The 22,103-nt window shown below is 36.7% G+C and carries 24 protein-coding genes and 1 riboswitch; of the genes, 20 read left to right on the top strand and 4 right to left on the bottom strand.

The window, feature by feature from the left end:
• Positions 1–26: 26 nt before the first annotated feature.
• On the bottom strand, positions 27–2,261 hold the full coding sequence (locus MWU82_RS14750) for an FUSC family membrane protein (protein ID WP_247096972.1): 2,235 nt from the start codon (positions 2,259–2,261) through the stop codon (positions 27–29).
• 201 nt (positions 2,262–2,462) lie between these two features.
• Here MWU82_RS14750 and MWU82_RS14745 point away from each other — a divergent pair, with 201 nt between their 5' ends.
• The 11 genes from MWU82_RS14745 (at position 2,463) to MWU82_RS14695 (ending at position 10,312) form a co-directional block, all read left to right on the top strand.
• A complete protein-coding gene (locus tag MWU82_RS14745) occupies positions 2,463–3,362 on the top strand; it encodes a MerR family transcriptional regulator (protein WP_247096971.1) in 900 nt (299 codons plus the stop codon).
• Positions 3,363–3,648: 286 nt separating this feature from the next.
• A complete protein-coding gene (locus MWU82_RS14740; RefSeq protein ID WP_247096970.1) occupies positions 3,649–4,305 on the top strand; it encodes a TetR family transcriptional regulator C-terminal domain-containing protein in 657 nt (218 codons plus the stop codon).
• A 9-nt stretch (positions 4,306–4,314) separates the two neighbouring features.
• Complete coding sequence (locus MWU82_RS14735) at positions 4,315–5,625, top strand: AarF/UbiB family protein (RefSeq protein WP_215946602.1); 1,311 nt, start codon at positions 4,315–4,317, stop codon at positions 5,623–5,625.
• A gap of 43 nt (positions 5,626–5,668) precedes the next feature.
• Entirely contained in the window at positions 5,669–7,093 is a 1,425-nt protein-coding gene (locus tag MWU82_RS14730) for an SDR family oxidoreductase (protein WP_247096969.1), read from the top strand.
• Positions 7,094–7,206: 113 nt separating this feature from the next.
• Positions 7,207–7,638: a hypothetical protein gene (locus tag MWU82_RS14725; RefSeq protein WP_247096968.1), complete on the top strand. Its 432-nt coding sequence runs from the start codon at positions 7,207–7,209 to the stop codon at positions 7,636–7,638.
• Positions 7,635–7,907, top strand: coding sequence for a TIGR03643 family protein (locus MWU82_RS14720; protein WP_215946599.1), 273 nt, complete (start codon positions 7,635–7,637; stop codon positions 7,905–7,907). Before MWU82_RS14725 ends, MWU82_RS14720 begins: the two co-directional genes overlap by 4 nt.
• 54 nt (positions 7,908–7,961) lie before the next feature.
• Positions 7,962–8,660, top strand: coding sequence for a GTP cyclohydrolase I FolE (gene folE, locus MWU82_RS14715; RefSeq protein ID WP_247096967.1), 699 nt, complete (start codon positions 7,962–7,964; stop codon positions 8,658–8,660).
• 4 nt (positions 8,661–8,664) lie between these two features.
• Entirely contained in the window at positions 8,665–8,895 is a 231-nt protein-coding gene (locus MWU82_RS14710; protein WP_215946597.1) for a hypothetical protein, read from the top strand.
• A gap of 14 nt (positions 8,896–8,909) precedes the next feature.
• Positions 8,910–9,593 carry an SDR family oxidoreductase gene (locus MWU82_RS14705; protein WP_247096966.1) on the top strand — a complete coding sequence of 228 codons (684 nt, stop codon included), beginning with the start codon at positions 8,910–8,912 and terminating at the stop codon, positions 9,591–9,593.
• Between the two features lie 3 nt (positions 9,594–9,596).
• Positions 9,597–10,139, top strand: a complete 543-nt coding sequence (locus tag MWU82_RS14700) for a glutathione peroxidase (RefSeq protein ID WP_247096965.1) — start codon at positions 9,597–9,599, stop codon at positions 10,137–10,139.
• Between the two features lie 2 nt (positions 10,140–10,141).
• Positions 10,142–10,312 carry a Lacal_2735 family protein gene (locus MWU82_RS14695; protein WP_215946594.1) on the top strand — a complete coding sequence of 57 codons (171 nt, stop codon included), beginning with the start codon at positions 10,142–10,144 and terminating at the stop codon, positions 10,310–10,312.
• Positions 10,313–10,408: 96 nt separating this feature from the next.
• Here the strand turns inward: MWU82_RS14695 and MWU82_RS14690 are convergent, their stop codons facing one another.
• From MWU82_RS14690 to MWU82_RS14680, 3 genes are all read right to left on the bottom strand, one after another.
• Positions 10,409–11,425 carry an acyl-CoA dehydrogenase gene (locus tag MWU82_RS14690; RefSeq protein WP_247096964.1) on the bottom strand — a complete coding sequence of 339 codons (1,017 nt, stop codon included), beginning with the start codon at positions 11,423–11,425 and terminating at the stop codon, positions 10,409–10,411.
• Positions 11,394–11,996, bottom strand: coding sequence for a nicotinamide riboside transporter PnuC (gene pnuC / locus MWU82_RS14685; protein WP_247096963.1), 603 nt, complete (start codon positions 11,994–11,996; stop codon positions 11,394–11,396). Before pnuC ends, MWU82_RS14690 begins: the two co-directional genes overlap by 32 nt.
• 59 nt (positions 11,997–12,055) lie before the next feature.
• A riboswitch (TPP riboswitch) is annotated at positions 12,056–12,167 on the bottom strand.
• 139 nt (positions 12,168–12,306) lie between these two features.
• A complete protein-coding gene (locus tag MWU82_RS14680) occupies positions 12,307–13,176 on the bottom strand; it encodes a DMT family transporter (protein ID WP_281502440.1) in 870 nt (289 codons plus the stop codon).
• Between the two features lie 582 nt (positions 13,177–13,758).
• Between MWU82_RS14680 and MWU82_RS14675 the strand changes: the two genes are divergently transcribed.
• The 9 genes from MWU82_RS14675 to MWU82_RS14635 all read left to right on the top strand — a co-directional run bounded on the left by MWU82_RS14675 (position 13,759) and on the right by MWU82_RS14635 (position 21,290).
• The gene (locus tag MWU82_RS14675) at positions 13,759–14,217 is read left to right on the top strand and encodes a DinB family protein (protein WP_247096962.1); all 459 of its coding nucleotides are present in this window, start codon (positions 13,759–13,761) and stop codon (positions 14,215–14,217) included.
• Between the two features lie 186 nt (positions 14,218–14,403).
• Entirely contained in the window at positions 14,404–15,021 is a 618-nt protein-coding gene (locus MWU82_RS14670) for a hypothetical protein (protein ID WP_247096961.1), read from the top strand.
• Positions 15,022–15,315: 294 nt separating this feature from the next.
• Positions 15,316–15,888, top strand: coding sequence for a Crp/Fnr family transcriptional regulator (locus MWU82_RS14665; RefSeq protein WP_247096960.1), 573 nt, complete (start codon positions 15,316–15,318; stop codon positions 15,886–15,888).
• Positions 15,889–16,243: 355 nt separating this feature from the next.
• On the top strand, positions 16,244–17,395 hold the full coding sequence (locus tag MWU82_RS14660; protein WP_247096959.1) for an FAD-dependent monooxygenase: 1,152 nt from the start codon (positions 16,244–16,246) through the stop codon (positions 17,393–17,395).
• On the top strand, positions 17,395–18,108 hold the full coding sequence (locus MWU82_RS14655) for a CPBP family intramembrane glutamic endopeptidase (protein WP_247096958.1): 714 nt from the start codon (positions 17,395–17,397) through the stop codon (positions 18,106–18,108). Before MWU82_RS14660 ends, MWU82_RS14655 begins: the two co-directional genes overlap by 1 nt.
• A gap of 28 nt (positions 18,109–18,136) precedes the next feature.
• Positions 18,137–19,303, top strand: coding sequence for a hypothetical protein (locus MWU82_RS14650; RefSeq protein WP_247096957.1), 1,167 nt, complete (start codon positions 18,137–18,139; stop codon positions 19,301–19,303).
• 131 nt (positions 19,304–19,434) lie between these two features.
• Positions 19,435–19,866, top strand: coding sequence for an ester cyclase (locus tag MWU82_RS14645; protein ID WP_247096956.1), 432 nt, complete (start codon positions 19,435–19,437; stop codon positions 19,864–19,866).
• Positions 19,867–19,942: 76 nt separating this feature from the next.
• Positions 19,943–20,287, top strand: coding sequence for a GIY-YIG nuclease family protein (locus MWU82_RS14640; protein WP_247096955.1), 345 nt, complete (start codon positions 19,943–19,945; stop codon positions 20,285–20,287).
• Between the two features lie 295 nt (positions 20,288–20,582).
• Positions 20,583–21,290, top strand: a complete 708-nt coding sequence (locus tag MWU82_RS14635) for a hypothetical protein (RefSeq protein ID WP_247096954.1) — start codon at positions 20,583–20,585, stop codon at positions 21,288–21,290.
• The last annotated feature ends 813 nt before the right edge of the window (positions 21,291–22,103 follow it).

The following is a 22,103-nucleotide window of genomic DNA, read 5'->3' as shown; positions in this document are numbered from 1 at the left end:
ACAGCCAAAAGTCTACTGTGAATCTTCTATTCAAACTCAATTTTCGAGACCAGCCTTAACATTTTTCCACTCAAGGAAAACAGCCAGTGCAATTGTTCAGTGACCAAGTGGGCTTCCTGAAGTTCGCGCTCCAATTTTAAGTCTACCTTAGGGGAGAGCTCAATATTCTGCGGTACAAAGGTGGGAAGCTGTTCCTTGGGGAATTGATCGCCTTGTTGGTCCATAGGTGCCTTATCAGAATAAGAGCCCTCCAAAGCAAGAAGTACCTGCGCCAGATTTTCATCAATTTCAGAAATAAAATTTTTAAATTTTAACGAAGCCTCTGTGGTAGGATTGTTCTGTATATAAGTACTAAATGATGCCAAAGACGAAAGGAAGGTATGGTTCAGCACTACCAGTTCATATATTTTATCCAGATTTTTTTGCTTGGATACAGGTTCTTGTGCCATTCTTTGAAAGGCCGAACTAAGGTTGGACGTTTCCACAAAAGCCTCTTTACGCGACACCTTATAGGTCGTAGTCACCTTTCCCTTTTGTTCGTAATATTTGGCAATTTGGGCAAGAAACTCTCTATTGGCCTTGACACTTTTTTCTATTTGCTCCCTGATCTCCATAAATCCCCAAGCCGGCAAAATCCACAACATGGCCACAAAGGACAGTCCTGCTCCAATCAATGTATCCAGTATTCTGTACTGTATAACGGTTATCACATCTGGACGAATAATGGCATAGACAAATACTACTGTAAGTGTTATGAATGTTGCCCCTGCCCTATAATTTTTCTGGACCATTGAAAAGGCAATAACCAAAGACACCACTCCCAAGACCCCAAACACATAGGGGTTCTGTATTAAAAAAACAAAACCGGTTGCAATAGCACCTCCTAAAAGAGTTCCTATAATTCTATCTTTTGTACGGGATTTGGTAAGGCCGTAACTGGGCCGCATAATTACAATAATAGTTAAGAGTATCCAATACGGATTTTGAAAATCGAAGAAGTTACCTAGGGCATACCCTATCATTACAGTCACTGCCAATCTTAACGAATGTTTAAATATGGCAGACTTAAAACTAAAGTTGCTCAGCAGTAATTTGGGATCATAATCTTGGGCAACTACAAAACGTTTGGCTGCAGCCTGGTCTACCAAATCCACCGAACCCATATCCGGATTCCCCAGGAGCCATTTTATCTTTTTGAGCTTTTCAAATTGTTTTTCCAAATATTCCAAAAGGTTTTGAAGCATGAGAAATCCCTCATAATCTTCAGTGTCCGTCTCCTTCCTAAAATTGGATATTTCGTGTTCAACTTTTTCAAAACATATGCCCAATTTGGAATTTTTGGGAAATTTGCTATGGTCGGTTCCCACTTCGGCTATTATCCTTAATTGACTGGCCATTTCGAATATTAGATTCTGAAAGCTCTCTACAAACTCCGGGTGGTCCCCAAAAAGAGCATCCATTTTATCATAATTGACCGGATTGGCGATTGCGGTTTCAAGCATATCTATCAATTCAACAAAAATCAACAGTCTCTTGGCCTGATAACTGGATCTCCCAGAGCTCTTCCTTGAGAGAAGTAAAATTTCCCTTAAGGTTTCATGATGCTCAATTAACTTACTTTGTATTTCATATAAATGGGATTGCAATTCCAATCGATCCGTCTTCGGACCTACCAATTTACCCCGTGTTTCCAAAAATTCAGCAGTAAGCCTATACGTCTCCCAAAAAAGTTCTTCGGTTTGCGCTTTGGGGTTTATTCGGTACCAAAGTATTGCCAAGAGCAAATACCAGAGTCCACCAGCACCTATTAAAAGTGCGTATTCATAAATTTCTAGTTCCTGCGATTCATGGGCAAAACTCAATACCAGGGCCAACAAACCTGAAAAACTGATTAGGGAAGCCCGAAACCCATAGACCGAAATAAATGCGATTGCAAAAGTTAGAAGCCCCAAAAAAGGAACCAGCAGCCAAGTTTCCAACTTCAAATACCCCCCAATAAAACTTACCACCATTACCAATATTGCAGAAAATAAGATCCCAAACGTTTTGTGGCGAAAATTGCCGCTCACATCACTGGGCGAACTCCAAAAGGCCCCAAAGCAAAGCGCAAGTCCAATTTCTAAATGTCCCCATCTAATGGAAAGTAAAATAGGTACCGTAACTGCAATGGCAATCAGAATGGCCTTAGAGAAATTGGTGCTTTTTAAGAAGTGAAGCAGTTCCCTAAAATTATTGAAAATGATTTGGCTGTATGCTTTCAATACATAATTGTTCAACCATAAAGATACGATTTGCCATGGCTATGACAAATATTGGAATAGTCTGTTTTTAGGAAATATTCCTTAGGAAAGTAACTCCCTCATGATTAAATCACAAGCCCGCACCCCGTAAATTAAACGTCTGTAGAAACTTTGAAATAAACTATAAAAATGATATTTTTGTTTAACCTTTTTTAAAAATTAATGAACAACGTTAAGAGTACCTTTAGCATTAAAGACCTTGAGAATCTTTCTGGTATAAAGGCCCATACCATTAGAATATGGGAAAAGCGCTACAATCTTTTTCAGCCTAACAGAACGGACACCAACATAAGATGTTATGATATTGAGAACCTACAAAAACTTCTTAATGTTACTTTTCTGTACAATAACGGTTATAAGATTTCCAAGATCTCGCAGCTAGGGGAAGATAAAATTCCGAGCGTTGTTAGAAATTTGGTTTCAGAACAAAGCGATAACGGACATGTTTTAAATTCCTTTAAAATGTCCATGATGAATTTTGATCAGGCACTATTTTTTAAAACGTATAATGCCCTTTTAAAGGAAAAGTCGTTTAGGGAAATCTTCTATGAAGACTTTATTCCTTTTTTAAACGAAGTAGGACTGCTTTGGCAAACTGACACCATAAAGCCCTCCCATGAACATTTTATTTGCGCCTTGATCAAACAAAAGATCTTGGTAAATACCGAAAAGTTGCAATTCAGCACACCCACCAATAACTCCAAAACATTTGTACTGTATCTTCCGGATAACGAAATTCACGAGTTGGGCTTAATGTTCCTTAATTATGAAGTCCTGTCCAAAGGCTATCAAGCCATTTTTCTTGGACAAAGCATCCCTATATTTAGCTTGAAGGATTTAATACGATTGTATGATAATATTGTATTCGTTTCCTATTTCACAGTACAACCGGACAAGGAAAACATTATGCCATATCTAAAGGATTTTCATGACTTGCTGCTGAAAAATACTACTTCCGAGCTTTGGATATCGGGGAAAATGCTCCAGGAAATAAATCAAAAAAAATTGCCCAAAAATGTTGTTGCCTTTTCCCAGATAGATCAATTGGTCCAAAATCTTTGACAACCCAAGGCTTAAATAGTTTTTGAACCTTCTTTTCAAGCTGAGTACCATCATTACTCCGTAAACCGGTTTGGGAAGAAATCCCAGCGAATCCTACTTACATCCAAGATTGTAAACCCACCTCCCTTAAATAGTAGCGCTTTTATTGAGTTCTAAAATTATATGCAAATAATAATGCCGTTATAGGCTTTGTAAGCAAGGACAGCATAAATCCAAGTTAAATTTTGTTTAATATTTAAACTAAAACGTTAAACATTTTGTATCTTGTACCATACAATTTAAAGTCATGGCAAAAAAGAAATCAATTACAGAAAACGACATCATTTCATCTTATATGGATTATGTCCTTGAACATAATGAAAACCCCAAATCGGTTTACGCTTTTGCAAAAGGCAACAATTTTGAAGAGTCTAAATTCTATGATTTTTTTGGTTCGTTTGAAGCCCTAGAAAAACATATTTTCGAAGCTTTTTTTAAGAACACCCTTTCCGTTTTGGATAAAAGCGAAGATTATAAATCCTTTGATGCGCGCAATAAACTGTTAAGTTTTTACTTCACCTTTTTTGAAAATTTAACGGCCAATAGGAGTTATGTAACATACTCACTGCATCGCTACAAAAACGGCCTCAAAGGACTAACAGTCCTTTCAGAACTTAAAAAGTCCTTTACCTCCTACATTGAGGATTTAGACATAGAAACCCTGGACATAAAACATGAGCAAATAGATAAAATTCAAAGGCGCGCGTTACAAGAATCGGCTTGGTTACAATTGTTATTGACCATGAAATTCTGGATGGAGGACACATCGGCGGCCTTTGAAAAGACCGACATATTTATAGAGAAAGCGGTAAACACTAGTTTTGATGTTTTAAGCATTGCGCCTCTTAAAAGTGTGCTCGACTTTGGAAAATTCATTTTCAAGGAAAAAATGAACATGAATTAAAAACATTGGATGAAAACAATAGACAATATACCGGTTTCAAAAATACATCGTGCCTCAAAATTAGTATCCACGGGCGCCAGAGTTGGCGTTAACTATCTCAAGTACTATGGAGATAAACTTACAAAAACTGAGCTTGAGGCAAGATCACGGCTCAACGAGAACAATGCCGAGGACATATATGACAGTCTTAAACAGCTTAAAGGAAGTGCTCTAAAAGTAGCTCAAATGTTGAGTATGGAAAAAAGCATAATGCCCCAAGCATATGTGGAAAAATTTTCTTTGGCCCAATTTTCCGTTCCCCCATTATCGCCTCCATTGGTCATTAAAACCTTTAAAAATTATTTTGGCAAACTGCCTAATGAACTATTTGATTCCTTCAACACTACTTCAGTCAACGCTGCCAGTATTGGACAGGTCCATGAGGCAGCAAAATATGGGAAAAAACTTGCTGTGAAAATCCAATATCCTGGAGTTGCCGAGAGTATAGCCTCCGACCTTGCCCTTGTTAAACCCATTGCAATTAAAATGTTTAACATAAAAGGCAAAGATTCGGACAAGTACTTTAAGGAAGTTGAAGGAAAGTTAAAAGAGGAAACAAATTATGTGTTGGAAATGGAACAGAGCAAGGAAATTGCCAAAGCCTGCTCATGCATTCCCAACCTTTTGTTTCCTCAATATTACGAAGAATTGTCCTCCGATCGAATTATTACCATGGACTATATGCAAGGCGAACACCTTTCGGAGTTTACGGCCTACAATACCGATCAAGAAAAAGCCAATGAGCTAGGGCAGGCATTATGGGATTTTTATATGTTTCAAATGCATAAGCTGAGAAAGGTACATGCAGACCCACATCCCGGAAATTTCTTGGTGTCCAAGGAAGGTAAATTGATTGCCCTGGATTTTGGCTGCATGAAAATAATTCCCAATGAATTCTATGTTCCATATTTTGAACTGGCCAAACCAGAAAATATTACGGACCAGAAATTCTTTGTCTCCAAATTATACGAACTGGAAATTTTACGTGAAGACGATTCAAAAGAGGAAACAGAATTCTTCACGAAAATGTTCCATGAATTGCTAAGCCTTTTCACCCAGCCGTTTCAGGTGGAAACCTTCGACTTTTCGGATGGTGAATTTTTCGGAAAAATCACGGAACTGGGGCAGCGCTACTCCAAGAGTACGGAACTGCGCAAAATGAACGGCAATAGAGGTTCCAAACATTTTATCTATATCAATAGGACCTTTTTTGGCCTATATAATCTTATGTTCGATTTAAAAGCCGACAACATTAAGATCAATAACTTCAATGGATTTTAATGTTACAGTGAAGTTGAACAACTTATCCTTAACTATATAACAAATGAAAATTCTCGTAACAGGCGCCACAGGGTATATCGGCAAACGATTGATCCCTATTTTAACCAACGAAGGGCATCATGTGGTCTGTGCTGTACGTGACACATTAAGAGCTGATAAAAACTACCTTGATGATGAAAATATTAGTATTGTAGAGGCCGATTTCTTAAAACCAGAAACCCTAAAATACATTCCTAAAGATATAGATGTGGCGTATTATCTAATACACTCCATGTCTAACTCTTCCAACAATTTTGAGCGCTTGGAAGCAGCTTGTGCAGCCAATTTCAAAGCCTATTTTTCCACTACCAACCTAAAGCAGGTTATCTATTTAAGTGGCATTACAAACGAAGAGCAACTTTCCAAACATTTACAGTCCAGAAAAAATGTGGAAGAAATTTTAGCCTCGGATTCCTATGGACTTACCGTTTTTAAGGCAGGTATCATTGTTGGATCGGGAAGTTCTTCCTTTGAGATTATTAGAGATCTAGTAGAAAAACTCCCCGTAATGGTAGCGCCAAAATGGCTTAATACCAAAACACAGCCCTTGGCGGTAAGGGATGTATTGGCCTTTTTATCACGGGCAAAGGGAAGGGAAGAGCTTTATAACACCTCATTTGACATTTTTGGGCCGGAAATATTGACCTATAAACAAATGCTCTTGGAGTTTGCGAAAATAAGGGGGTTAAAGCGTTATATTCTAACTGTACCGGTCATGACACCAAAACTTTCTTCGTATTGGCTGTATTTTGTAACCTCGACCTCCTACAAGTTGGCAACAACATTAGTGGATAGCATGGGCGTCCAGATTGTTGGGAAACCCAGCAATATCAATCAACTCCTGGATGTAGACCCTATAACTTATAAAGAGGCCGTGCAATTGGCTTTTGAAAAAATTGAGCAAAACAGCATTGTATCCAGTTGGAAGGATTCCATGATTAGCAGCGGCCGCTTAAAGAATAACCTGCACAAATACATCAATGTTCCCACATACGGATGCTTCAAAGATTATAAAGAACGTAAAGTCAACAATGAGCAAGCTACTATCAACAAAATCTGGTCTATTGGTGGTACAACCGGATGGTACTACGGAAATTCACTCTGGAAAATAAGAGGATATCTAGATAAATTGGCAGGGGGTATTGGACTACGTAGGGGAAGAACCCATGTTTCCGAATTGGATGCCGGTGATGCCTTGGACTTTTGGCGCGTTATTTTCAGTGACAAAAAAGAAAAAAAACTTTTGTTATATGCCGAGATGAAACTTCCGGGAGAGGCATGGCTCGAATTTAAAATTGAAAAAGGACTTCTAAAACAAACAGCAACCTTCAGGCCCAGGGGACTCGCTGGCCGTTTATATTGGTACAGCGTGTATCCCTTCCATGGCATTATTTTCAATGGCTTGATCAATAAACTGGTTTCCAAATAGTATTTTCTATAACCATAGCCTATACCATCATAGGAAAATAGAATCCAAAACTGTTTAACTTATTTTAAAAACTCTTAAACATTATGTAACTTTGAGAAGAGTTCAGAAGAAAGATGATTATAGATACCACACATAGAAATAACGATACTTCCCTACTTATAAACGATCTGGTTGGGAAACCTTTCAGCTTTATAAAAACCATTAAAATGAAAGGTACGGTTTCTAAAAAAATGGTCATAGAGGAATCCAGTGAAAATATGAAAGATTATCTCAACAGTATTTTTGATGCTACTTATGCCAATATAGAATTGCGCCCCCTGGGAATACTAGTGGGAATAATTAAAGGATTTACCAATTTCACTTGGGTAATTCCATATTATCAATTGGTAATATATAAAGGTGACTTTAGCAGTCTATATGCCCAAGGACGATTTATCAGGTTCAGAAAGGATGAAAGCTTTGATAATAGTAAACCTTTTCTACATAAGTTGATAAAACTAAAAGCGAGATATGAATCTAAATATGATTTTTTAAATTTTAAATGAATTTAGGCGAAAAAGATATTGACCGTATTATTGAAATGGCATGGGAAGACAGAACCCCATTTGAAGCCATTACCTATCAGTTCTCTATGCCCGAACAAGAAGTCATTAAGCTTATGCGCCGGGAAATGAGACCAAGTAGTTTTAAAATGTGGCGCCAACGTGTACAAGGACGTGCCACCAAGCACCAAAAATTAAGGACTTTTGAACAAGGGCGCTTTAAATGTTCTCGACAAAAACAGATTTCAAATAACTCAATTTCAAAACGATAACGTTGCTTTGACTTATAGTATGAGTACATAAGTACAGCACATAAAAAAGATTTTATGAACATAGAAACCTTAACTACAAATAATAAGAATGGCCATAAATTAAATGGATTTAGCCATGGGGAAATTGGTGACGACCATCTATATACAGGTTTGGAAACCCCAATGAAACCGGATGCCTTTAAACTGTCGGACTCCGAGAAAAAACAGCGTATTGCCGTATTATATGAGGAAATTATGGACGTAATGGGATTGGATCTTACAGACGATTCCCTGAAAGGTACTCCAGAGCGAGTTGCCAAGATGTACATCGATGAGATTTTCTCTGGATTAAATCCGGCAAACAAGCCAAAAATAGCATTATTCGACAATAAATATCAGTACAATCAAATGTTGGTGGAAAAGAATATTTCCTTCTATTCCAACTGCGAACATCATTTTGTACCGATAATAGGGAAAGCCCATGTAGCTTATATCTCCTCGGGGAAAGTAATAGGTTTGTCCAAGTTGAATAGAATTGTACAGTACTACGCAAAACGGCCACAGGTACAGGAACGCCTTACCAATCAAATCGCAGAAGATTTGAAAGATATTTTGGGCACTGACGACGTTGCGGTAATTATAGATGCCAAACACCTGTGTGTGTCTTCAAGGGGCATTAAAGATGAAACATCCGCAACCGTAACCTCCTATTACGGAGGAAAATTTAATACTCCATCAAAAATAGCAGAATTACAAAACTACATTAAACACTAAAATTATGGACCTCATCAACGAAGCATTGGAATTTGAGCAAAGGAAATTAAGATCACTTTCAACAAGCGACAGAATTGAAATTTCAAGAAAGGCAAAAGAACTGATCTTGGGCTTGAATGAAATTTATAAAAGTAAGAAGGATGATAAGATTATGGATATCATGAAGCGTTTAACCGCTATAAAACGTAAAGTAGAAAAAAGGTTAAAGGGCAAACATTTGGTTACCAATATCTAAGACCATTAAAAAAAATGAAGACAATAGTCATTGTAGGAGGCAGTAAAGGAATAGGTAAGGCTATTGTAGGTAATATGGTGGATTCCCATAAAGTAATCAACCTTAGTAGGTCGGCGCCCGAATATACCCACGCCAACCTAACACATTATAATGTTGATATTCTTAGTGACGATTTACCGGAAATTACGGCCATGGATGCCTTGGTATACTGTCCCGGAAGTATTAATTTAAAACCTTTTGCACGTTTAAGTTTAGAGGACTTTAGGGAAGATTATGAAATCAATGTTATTGGGGCCGTAAAGGCCATGCAAAAGTATTTGGATGTGCTCAAAAAGGCTGATCGCCCCTCTATTTTACTTTTTAGCACTGTGGCCTCCAAATTAGGAATGCCCTACCACGCCAGTATTGCTGCAGCCAAATCCGGCGTGGAAGGTTTGGTAAAATCCCTTGGTGCGGAATTGGCACCCAACATACGTATTAATGCCATTGCACCAACTGTTACGGATACCCAATTGGCTTCGAAACTTCTGCGCAATGAGAAGATGATCGAAAATATTAAAGAGCGTCATCCCTTAAAGAATTTCCTAAACCCCAAGGAAGTAGCGGAAATGGCCGAATTTCTATTGTCTGAAAAAGCATCTTCGATCTCAGGTCAAATATTTGAAATGGACTATGGAATTGTAACGTTTAAAATATAATGTATGAATCCTCTCAAAACATTTGCCGCAACCTTATTCACTAGTTCCAAACCCAAGGAAAAGATGGATTTGCAATCTATATATGATATCAAAATAAATAGCTTAAGTGGCAGCCCCATTTATTTGAAAGACTTTGAGGGCACGCATATCCTATTTGTAAATGTGGCTTCAAAATGTGGCTTTACCCCCCAATACAAGCAATTACAGGAACTACAAGATTCTTATAAAAACAATTTAGTAGTTATTGGATTGCCCTGTAATCAATTTGGAGGCCAAGAACCGGGCACCGCTGCCGAAATTGAGACATTTTGTGAAGTAAATTATGGGGTAAAATTCCTAATAACCGAAAAAATCGATGTTAAAGGAAAAAACCAACATCCTTTATACAGTTGGCTTACAAACAAAGCTGTAAATGGCCTTAAAAATTCTTCTGTAAAATGGAATTTTCAAAAATATCTCGTGGACGAAAGAGGTAGTTTGGTGGATTATTTTTTTTCCAACACCAATCCCATGAGTTCTAAAATTACTCAACACTTAAAAAATTAGTCATGTTCGGAATATTCAAAAACAAATCCAAGGAAGAAAAGCTTCAAGAAAAATACAACGGACTTATGAAGGAGTGGCACACACTTTCCAGCATCAACCGGTCTGAAAGCGACAAAAAATATGTAGAAGCTCAGGAAACCTTGGAGGAACTCGTGGCTTTACAAAAGAATTAGGCAAAACATTTATATTACTAATGGGATTAGTTCTAAAATAATATTCAAAATCACACAAAACCCTTGAAACATGAATATTCGTTACAACTAGTTCAGCTACTTTGTAAAAATGTGGTGTTGGGTGGCCGTAAAATAATCACAGAAAATTTGGTTTAACTTATGGCCCTTTGTACTCGCCTTCACACCCAAACTTGGGAAGATTTCTATTATATTCCTAGAAATTCCTTTCACGGATATTACAGCCACATTGTGTATGCCTTCCAAATAACCCTCCTCAAAATCTCTTTTTTCAATAATCCTTTTCTCAATTTCACTGGCGTATAGGAATATTTTACGATCGGACTCTAGAATAATATTTTCCAAAACGTTCAACTTCCCTTTATCTATATCCGCACGGGCTTCTTCCAATAAATGTTCGGCTATACCAATATAATTTATCCAAAGTGTTAAATCGGCAAAAAGAGCAAAGGGAATTTTAAAAATAGGGTGAGGCAGATAGCGATCATTATAGCTGAAACTACAGCTCTTATGGGCCATATAACCTTTAACGGCAAAAGAATGGGTGGCGGTAGCTTGAAGGCCCATGGTATTCCAGTCTTCAATTATCTGCACCGCATCTTTCGGAATCACAAATGACCGTACCCTTGGCGACCCGTCATCATTACGTAATTGGATACCATTCTCCAAAATTTCCGCATTCAATGTAAAATGTGTGAGGTAGGGAGCGCCAGTGGCATAGCGCCATTTTCCAGAAATTCTGTATTGGTCATCAACCATTTCAGCCGTACCAAAAACCCCTCCGCTTCCTCCCAAACAAGGGGAGACTCCTGCCTTCATAAAAATTTCCTGGGCCTTGGACGGCTGTAAGTTACCTATGAAATAATTGGCTCCGCTACATAGGGTGATGGTCCATCCCAAGCTGGCATCAATCTTGGCCAATGCCCTAAGCCTGGACAGTCCCTCTGTTAGGGATAGTTCCAAACCTCCATAAGTTTTAGGAACCCATATGTTCCATAGGTTTTCATTGTTGATCCAATCCAAAACATCTTGTGGAAATACATCAACTCCCCAATTTAGTCTTCTAAGCTTGTGCAGGTTGTCCACTTGTGTCATCTATAATTAATTTTCTCCATTTAAAATATCCCGACGTCCCCACTATAAACAAGAAAATGGTCAAGCCCGCATAAATATAAAGTTCTTTGTACAAGAGCAAGGGAATTGAAATAATATTACTAATATTTAAGTAGATCCAGTTCTCCATCTTTCTTTTTGCCATGAGCCACATTCCGGCCCAGGCAAAGGCACTTACAGCCGCATCCCAGATAGGGACATCCGAATTGGTATAAAACCTTAACCAATAGACCATCAGAGCAAAACAGGCAATCACAATCCCAACCGCCTTTATTTGTTCTGTTTTTTCCGAGTAAGTAATAGGGGTTTCTTCTTTTTGCCTACCATACTTCCAATAAAGCCAACCGTAGATACTCATGAACAAATAGTATAGATGTAGTACAATATCCGCATACAGTTTAGTTTGGTATAGTACCCAAATGCCAATTAGTATGGAAACAATTCCAAATAAATAGTTGTGGATATTATTATTCCTTGCCAAAAGCACTTGCGCTACTCCAAGGACTGTTCCCAATGCCTGCAACCATGTAAGGTGTGTAAAAAAATTCTCCATCGATTCCCTAACTTTATTTATGAAATGGGAAGATGAAGAAAGTACCGACTTGCAGTGGTGCAACATCGAACTAAAATCCCTACGCCGGCATTATCCGGATCAGGTTCGGAGCCAAAACTCCTGGGTATCATCTCAGCCCACCCTTAATGGCAAGCACCCCATTTCAAAAACAAAGCTAAAACTTATTTGCGATTTGTAGTCTATTTTTAGATATGTATTTAAAAAAGAAGACTCATAAGCTAGATAATCCCATTTGTAAGTGAAAGTATAACTATATACTTCTATCATCAAGGTTGCGAAACGCGGATATTTAATCCTTCTTCACCAAAGTATTCAACACCAAAGCCGAAATGATCATAAATAGCCCTATGAAACTATAAATAGTATACGCCTCACTGAACCATAAAACACCAATGGAAATTGTAAAAATCACTTCAATATATTTTAATGGGGCAACAAGGTTTGTTTTTGCAATTTGAAATGCCTTGGTCATATATAATTGCCCCATGAAACCAAAGACACCCAACAGGATTAAAAATACCCATTCGTAACCCATGGGCCGTACCCAAACGGCAATAGCCAAAAGTCCGCCTATAACGGTTCCTACAAACATAAAATAATTTACTACAACTGCAGGATGATCTGAAACTCCAATTTTTCTAATAACCACGTAGACCATTCCACTAAAAACAGAAGCAGTTAAAATTAAAGTTAGTCCTGTGGTATTAATGTTGCCGTCAAATCCTTTTAAAACCAATACCCCTGCAAAGGCCGTAAGAAAGAAAACCCACTGAATATTTTTCAACTTTTCCCTTAACAGGAAAACCGCAAAAATAGCGGCAAAAATAGGGGCTATATAGCGTAATGAAACTGCTGTACCTACATTTAAGTATTTTAGAGAAAGAAAGAACAGACTCATAGCCGTTAAGCCGAGCCCAGCCCTTAACAACATTAATCTTCGTTTGTTACCAAATATTGGAATCCCTTTGACCAAAATAAAAGTGGTAGCCAATACGAACGAACCAAAACATCTAAAAAATACAATTTGGAATGTTGGGATACGGGCCAAATATTTTACGGAAACATTCATCAAGGCAAATGAAAAGGTGCTGATGACCATAAAAAGTACCGCCTTTTTAAAATCCAATCCGGAAGATTTACTCCATTTAATAGGTAACAAAATAGCGTTGTTGATTTGCCAAAGCCAATATTCATGGGCTTAAAAGTGCTAAGGTATAAAAACACGGGCCATAGTTGGCGTAAGAATGGTACGAATTGCCCATATTTAATAATTCCTGTTTTGTGATGTCCTCCGCACAAGTACCCGGTTACAATGCACATTGGAAACAAAAAAACTCAGTTATACCCATCAAAAAAATTGTGTTCCATAATTAAGAGCACCGTAAAAAGAAAAGATATTTCAATCACAAGTTTTTATAAAGTATGGTTAGGCTACCTATTAATTAATTTCTTCGGGAATTTTAGAATTGTAGTCTTCAGTCCATAAATTTTGCTGCCAAACAAAACCACAGATAGCCGACTTGATTATTTCTGTGTTTTCCGGGTACTCTCAAAATCCTGAAGATTACCTTTTATTATATTTTCTTTTACTAATTTAGTTCTATCCATTTGCAAATATTAAGAAGGAATCCCTTAAAAGAGATGTCAGCACCTTAGTAATATCACGATTAAAATAAGGTTTTGGAAACACAAAAAATATAGGTTCGAAAATCAAATCGTTTATATGTTTAATTATTGTCCAATGAAACCCTTTGTCCAGGAGCTATTTCAATACACCAACCATCAAAATAATGCTATTATTTCGGCAATAACCGAAAATCATAGCCAAATTTCCGCAAAAACCATTAAGCTTATCAGCCATATTATAAATGTCCATCAAATCTGGAATGCTAAATTTAATTTGAACAATACAGAATTGTTTGACGCATGGACAATACATGAAGTCTCTGATTTGGAAGGGTACGAAAGGTTAAACTTTGACCAATCCATAGAAATACTGTCCATATACAAGTTAGATCAGTTGATTGACTGGAAGACTACAAACGGCAAATATTTCCAGAACAGTGTTTTGGATATTTTGTTCCAAATTATCAATCATTCAAATTATCATAGAGCACAAATAGCCACTGAATTCAGAATGAGTGGAATTCAACCAATAATGACTGATTTTATTCTTTTCAAAATGACAAAACCCCAATAAAACTAATTAGATAACATATTTAAAAGATAAGTATTCAACACAATTTAACCTATGTTAAATGCTTTGCTTTGGCATTGTCACAAATTTGCATTTTACTACTTTACTTGTGCTATTTTCACAGTAAAAAACAGTAATAATAATTCTAAAATTATTCCGATAGACTGTTGTTTGCCACAACCCAATAATATGAACATAAAAAAACTACATTATTATTCTGGAATTATAATTTCAATTTTCGTGGGAACGCATCTATTTAATCATTTATTTGGTCTTTACGGAGCAAATGCCCATATTGAAATGATGAATCATCTAAGGGTGGTTTATCGAAATCCCATCGCTGAAACTATCCTACTTGCCACAATTGTAGTTCAAATTTTTTCAGGAGTAAAACTTTTCCTAAAAAAACGAAAAAAGGTCTCCGACTTTTTTGAAAAATCGAAAATTTGGACTGGGCTTTACCTCGCATTTTTCTTATTGATACATTCAAGTGCCGTACTATTTGGGAGACTATTTTTAAATTTGGATACTAACTTTTATTTTGGAGCAGCAGGTCTAAATGTATTCCCTGTAAATATATTTTTCATACCATATTATGGTCTTGCCATGATTTCATTTTTCCTTCATGTTTCGGCTATCCATAGCAAAAAAATGAAATGGAATATACTCGGAGTTGAACCAAGGAAACAATCTTACCTTATTTTAATTATGGGATTAATAACTATTTTGGTAATATTCTATGGGTTTACAAATGGATTTTCTGGAGTGGTCATACCAGCAGAGTATGGTATTATAATCGGTAAATAAAGGGCAGAAACAGGACCATACTGTACCCCCCCCTACCCCCAAAACCAAGCTAATACACTTTGCAGAGCCCTCACTTATAAAATATAGATGGACTTCCTCCTTTGGGCTTCCTTTAGAACACAAGTAAAATTAAAGGTAATATTACAATCTAGAAACGTGCGGCATCCTTAACAAACTTCAACATTCTATTCCAGGGAATGTAACAATTATCAGTAGAGTATTACTAATAACAAATAATTTGAAACAGTTTTTGCAAATAATACATTTTAAATGCTAAACCTAAATCATTGCCCTATGAATCCCAATCCAATAATCAGTTTGTTTCACTCGCTTTCACCATTAAAAAATGATGTTATTGAGGATTTTGAAAAAATCATTTCATATGACCTAATTCCAAAAAATACAGCTTTATTGGAAATTGGTAAGTATGCCAAATCCATGTTTTTTGTTCAACGCGGATTGGCACGTGCATTTTACTTTCATGATGATAAAGATGTAACAGATTATTTTGCAATAGACGGCCAATTTATTGGGGCAGTTCCAAGTTTATTGACCGGGCTTCCGAGTGATAAAGGCATCCAATTAATTGAGGATTCAGAAATATTTCATTTTTTGTCAGCTGATTTTGAAAAACTATGTGCAAAGTACCATGCTTTGGAACATAATGCGAGAAAACTCATGGGATTGGCCTTACTGGAAGAACAACAACGTATAGCAAGCCTTCGATTCTACAGTATGAAAGAGCGTTATGAAATCATGGAAAAAAAATACCCCGGGATTATGAACAGATGCCCTCTTCATTACATAGCTTCCTACCTAGGCACTACCCAGGTTAGTATTAGTAGAATTAGGGCCGGTATTCAATAGTGCTTATAAAAATGATATATCCCACTTAACCGGAATTCCATACGGTACTTATTCCACAACCGATCATTTTTTGAACTTGGTGCTCCTTCTTCCTATTTCACGGCGATTACTATACCAATGTTGCCATTCTCTAGCTTCCAACCATATAAACAGCAGCTACACAATTTATTTATGGATAGCTACTTTTTTGTAGAATGCCTTTATACCGCATAATATTCAGCAAGTCTTTCGGTAATTTTTAAGTTCACCCTTAATTGTCTACGACTTCAACAATAAAACAGTTCGCAGTAAGGGAGGTGTTTTTTAACATATGTAAAGATATGTTTTACGGAAGTAACCCAAATTTGCATTCACTATGGAACATCAAACAGTAACAATTATAGGAGCAGGTATAGCCGGACTTACCACCGCTATAGCACTCAACAGAATCGGAATTAAGACTCAAATTTTTGAAGCAACCAATAAAATAGAGCCTGTAGGGGCAGGATTAGGGTTGGGACTAAATGCCATGAAGGCTTTTAAGGCACTTGGCATATATGAAGAGGTTTTAGGTCAAGGTAAACTTTTGCCCTCTTTTTCCATTTATGATCCATTTGGAAAAATAATCTCAAAAACAAATTTCGATAAGGAATTAGGCAGTAGAACTTTTTCAATACATAGGGCCACCCTACATCAGTTATTATTATCAAAACTTGATCCGTCAACAATTCACTTGGGCAAACGAATAGAATCTTTTGAGAGTACGGATTTTGCTGTTAAACTAAAATTTGAAGATGGAAGCACATATCTTTCCAACTATGTTATTGTTGCAGACGGCATACACTCCGTTATAAGGCAACAGCTGGTCCCTGACGCCAAAATCAGATATTCGGGATATACCTGTTGGAGAGCAATCATTAAAAATCCCCAGCTGCTAGTAAACGAAGCATCAGAAACTTGGGGCGCAAATGGTAGGTTCGGTATAGTGCCCCTTGCAGATAATTACCTGTATTGGTTTGCCTGCGTCAATGCAGCCGCTGAGGAGCCTCATTTTAAGTCCTATCAAGTTGTGGATATCTACAATCGATTTAAAAAATACCATTGGCACATACCTAAAATTCTAAAGGCATCCATTAATGCCAACTTAATTCAGAATGATATATGTGATATAATACCATTGAACCATTTTGCTTTTGGACGTATCGTACTGATTGGGGACGCTGCCCATGCTACAACACCCAATATGGGGCAAGGGGCACGCCAAGCTATAGAAGATGCGGTAATAATTGCAAAAAGTATGTCCGAGATTTCAAATTATGAACATGCTTTTTTAAGGTTCGAAAAACATAGGCTCAAAAGAACAAAATGGATTATCGATAAGTCAAGACAAATTGGCAAATTGGCACAATTGGAAGCGCATAATCTCATAGCAATACGAAATACCCTATTGCGATGTATGCCAGACGCATTGGGAAAAAATCAAATAAAAAAAATAGAAGAAGTTGACTTTGAAAATATAAGTAATTAATGAAAGTTGTAAACCCTCTACAGTGGAAGGATTATATTTTTTTCTGTGGCTTACCAACCCTTTTGAATTATATAGCCTGCCAATTGATAATCCCCCTATTTGAAACCAATAGTCTATTGCCCATTGAGGTCATCTATTTCATTAGCGTTGGTGGAATTGCGTTAATTCCAATGTTTATTATGTCAATTTTCTTATCTAAAAACGAAAGTACTTCCAATAAAATTAAAGCTATTTTTTTTAGAATGAGAATCAATAAATTATCTAAAAAAGACTGGGTATATACCATTATTACCTTTATTATACTATGCACCTCCTCTTATTTGACAGCCAAAATAATAATGCCAAAGATGGGGATTGATGCAATGCCATTTTTTTTTAGAAATATGCCCCTTGTGAGTCATAACATTTGGATTCTTTATGTTTGGACGTTATTTTTCTTCTTCAATATTTTGGGTGAAGAATTTCTTTGGAGAGGATACATACTACCGAGACAGGAATTGCAACTGGGAAAATGGGCATGGTTTGTTCAAGGTATATTCTGGACTTTATGGCATCTACCCATGGGGCTCGATTTAATCCTTGTGTCCTTTCCCATCTTCTTCATTTTGCCCGCTGTTGCCCAATTAAGACAGAATACCACCATTGCTATACTGATCCATACTGTTTTTGGTGCATTTGGTTTTATGGCCCTTGCTTTTGGATTTGTCAATTAATATCATCAATAACAATAAAAAACAACAAATGAAAACAACATTATTAACGCTAATTTTATTATCAACAGGTCATGTATTTTCCCAAAAATCCACCTCATCGGTACTTGGAAATGCAGATTATTATGCGCTATTGAATGCAGTACCAGTATTACAAACCAGTCCAGAAGCCGCATTTCAATATGTATGCAATAAAAGTATCCACTGCGAAGGTGATTCCAAACTTAAATTGCAATATGATGCCTTTATTAAGCAAATGGAATTATATGCAAACCAGATTGAGTCCCATTACGCTTCAAAAGTCCACGCATATAACAGTAAGAATGGTGGGGATGGATATAAAAATCAAGCCAACCAAAATGAAATGATCCAACGCATGGGAGGCATGGATAGGGTTATGAAAATGAGCGATGGGGAACGTGAGGTTGCCGCTAAAAAAGCAATGGCATCCAATATGTCCTCTTCCAATTTGAGCCCCTTTACGGAAGCGGACCTGCAACGGATGATGAATGATCCCGAATATGCAAAGCAAATGGCGGTCAAATACAATATCATGACAACTCAGGGAAAAGAAGATATTATCAACAAAAAAATAGTTGCAGGTGATTTGGACGATTCCCATGAGGCCCATATAAACCGATTAAAAGACACCAAGATCAATAATAACACCCAGGATATTAACACTTTTGTTAGCAAGACCACGTCCAGATTATACGAGGCCAATGAAACATGCAGTACACGAATCCACCAAGCAAAGAGCAGTTCTGGAAATCACGCGGAATTGAATGAAAGCTATGATCAACTGTATAAAAAAATCCCCCTTATAGTAACAGATTACTGGGGAAAATATCCTGACCCTGAAAAAGTAAAACAGTTAAAAAAAGACTATGCTTTGAAACATAAAAATAGAGCAACAATTGAACTTTCCGAAGTACAAAAAGAACACAAAAAATTAAAATCCATCATTAGCGAGGTCATTTCCGATTATCGATCCTTTTTAGCTACCAATGGACATCATTTGAATGGTGAATTAAGTAACCTATTTGATGGGACAAATACAGAATTATCTTTATTGCAAGTTGAAAAAAGCATTATTGGATCAATAGATAGACTTGCCCAAATTAGTCACGATGAAGACTCGACTGCCTCAGGTTATGAACAAGCATATCAATTGATTTTAAGTGGTGAAACTTTATAACCCCAAATAATCGTCAAGGAACGAATATGAAATTAAACCTTGCAAGTATTTATTCCGATACTTTCTTTTTTGTGTTTTGCAAAAAACTTTACGGAAAATTGATTCAATTATTATAAATGATATAAAAACAAATGGAAAATTCGAATATAGCAACAAGCTTTATTGAGCAAATATGGAATCATAAACATTTTGATGAATTGGATAAGTTCATACATCCCGAGTTTAAAGATTATTCTTTGCCTTCCTCCATGGTAGCAAACAAGGAAGGACTTAAAAAATGGATTTTGGCCACGGATATGGCCTTTAAACATAATACCGTAATAGAAGACCAAATAACGGAAGGTCATAAGAGCGTTGTAAGAATTATAATGAACCTAAAACATATCGGAACCTGGAGAGGTATAGAGGCAACTGGCAAGGAATTGAGCATATCCGGCTTTAGATATTTTAAGATTAAAGAAGGAAAAATTATTGAACATTGGGCATTAATCGATGGGGAGTCCATAGAAAATCAGCTTAAAAGTTTACCGCACGGATGTGAAATAAAGGAAAAGGAAAAATAGAATCTACATATAGTGAATTTGGTAAAATTCTTTTGTGCGGATTTGCAAAACCAATAATACAATTGAAATAGTTGGCATGAAAACCAAAAAAGAACTCAGGGAAGAATATAGGCAAATTAAGAAGCCGATGGGCGTTTTTCAAATTAGAAACAACATCAACAACAGGGTTATGATCGATAACAGTATCGATATGGTATCCAAATGGAATAGGCACAAAATGGAATTAAAATGGGGCAAACACAGAAATAAAAGTTTGCAAAAAGATTGGAACGAACATGGAGAAGTGAATTTTGTCTTTGAGGTTTTGGCGGAAATGGAATACAATCAAGAACAACATATCCGTGATTCTAGAGAACTTAAAACCCTTCAGAATCTCGTAGTTGATGAACTGGATATTGATCATAAAAGTATCTATATGTAAGAAATAGGCAAAATATGACGGCACCTTACTTACTTGAATATGTTTTTTTAAAGGGACCAAAAATCAGAATTCACCTAGGTATATTTCAATAGAAAAATGTAGGGCACTGTTTATAGGAAATACAATTTCCTAAAAAATCCAAATTATCCGCAACTTTGGCTCACAGTGTATAATACAGATATAATCTATCTTAAAATATAGCTTTCGAGCAACAGTAATTTATTTTATAAAGAATACATCCATTATTCACCAAAATCTTTCTACGGATTCCCATAGCATAAAAAAGTCTACAGCAATGAAATCAACAAAATCAATTACTCGCTTTGATAAATCTGGTTACTATTTTATAGGACTCATAGCATTGGTCATCCTCGGTTTTTGGCCTTCATATTTTTCTGAATTTTTTAATGGCACGGGCGACTTTACTTTTTATTTTCATTTCCACACCATATTGATGTCTCTTTGGATGCTGACACTAATCCTACAACCAATACTAATTAGGAGAAGGAAATTGACGATTCATAAATGGATCGGTAAGGGTTCTTATATATTATTTCCACTTATGTTTATATCGATCCTGCTATTAATGCATAGCAGGAATAAATTAAATAACGAAAATTTGGATATGGCATTATTTGTACCATTTAAGGACTTAATAATTCTAGGTACCGCATATTTAATAGCAATTACTTATAGGAAAAACATGGAAATTCATGCACGGGCAATGATTGCGACCGGAATTGTATTTATAGAACCTGCACTGGTAAGGTTCATTAACTATGCCATTATACCACTGCCTGAAGCTTATGCAGTAGCAATGTTTATACTATATTCCTTAATAATCATACTAATCATAAAAGAGCGAAAACAAAAAAAAGGGAGATGGGTTTTTCCGTTAATCTTGGGTTTATACATTATTGTTCACAGTATAATTGTTTTTAATATTCACCTTACAACCTGGGAGTCAATCTCTAAATGGTTCATAGCATTACCGCTAACATAGTTTGATGTGGTCTGACCGTTATTTTCCGATACAGGCTGGCGCCTGTAAGTATTTTTTGTTTTCCTAAGCTTAAGTGCCCAGTGGTGGTGTGCACTGAAATTAGGTCTACACCTTACAGGATTACCTCGCTGTGCTCGGTGAACCTGTTAGGGTTTCGGTGCTCAAAATAATCCGACACAGGCTCGCGCCTGTACGTCTTTTTTGTTTTCCTACGCTTAAGTGCCTAGACGTGCCAACTATAAATACTAGTTGGTTCGAGCTAGGGTTACCTCACTGCGTTCGGTGATCCTGCTTATGAATCGTTGCTCAAGACAATCCGGCACAGGCTCGCGCCTGTACGTCTTTTTTGTTTTCCTACGCTTAAGTGCCCAGTGGTGCTGCGCACTGAAATTAGGTCTACACCTTACAGGATTACCTCGCTGTGCTCGGTGATCCTTTTTAGGGTTCGGTGCTCAAAATAATCCGACACAGGCTGGCGCCTGTACGTATTTTTTGTTTTCCGACGCTTAAGTGCCCAGTGGCACTACGCGTCGGAAAACAAAAAATCCGATCACTTTCGTGATCGGATTTTCTTAGTCGGGGTGGCAGACTTAACCACCTATGCCCAAAGCACTGTTTTACAATTATTTATAAAATTTTATTTCGTTTTGCACACCTATTTGTACACTCAAAACCAAGTCAGAACCCTAAAGATATTATTTGTTGTTCTTTAGTGTTATTGTAGCCTTCCCTAAAAATAGGACAGTATAAAATTCGAATTTATTAATTTTAAATTTTAACTGTCACATGAAGAAAAGCAAGTTTAGCGAAAGC

The sequence above is a fragment of the Arenibacter sp. S6351L genome (assembly GCF_023016025.1).
GTDB lineage: Bacteria > Bacteroidota > Bacteroidia > Flavobacteriales > Flavobacteriaceae > Arenibacter > Arenibacter algicola_B.
This window is presented reverse-complemented; position numbering and strand designations above follow the sequence as displayed.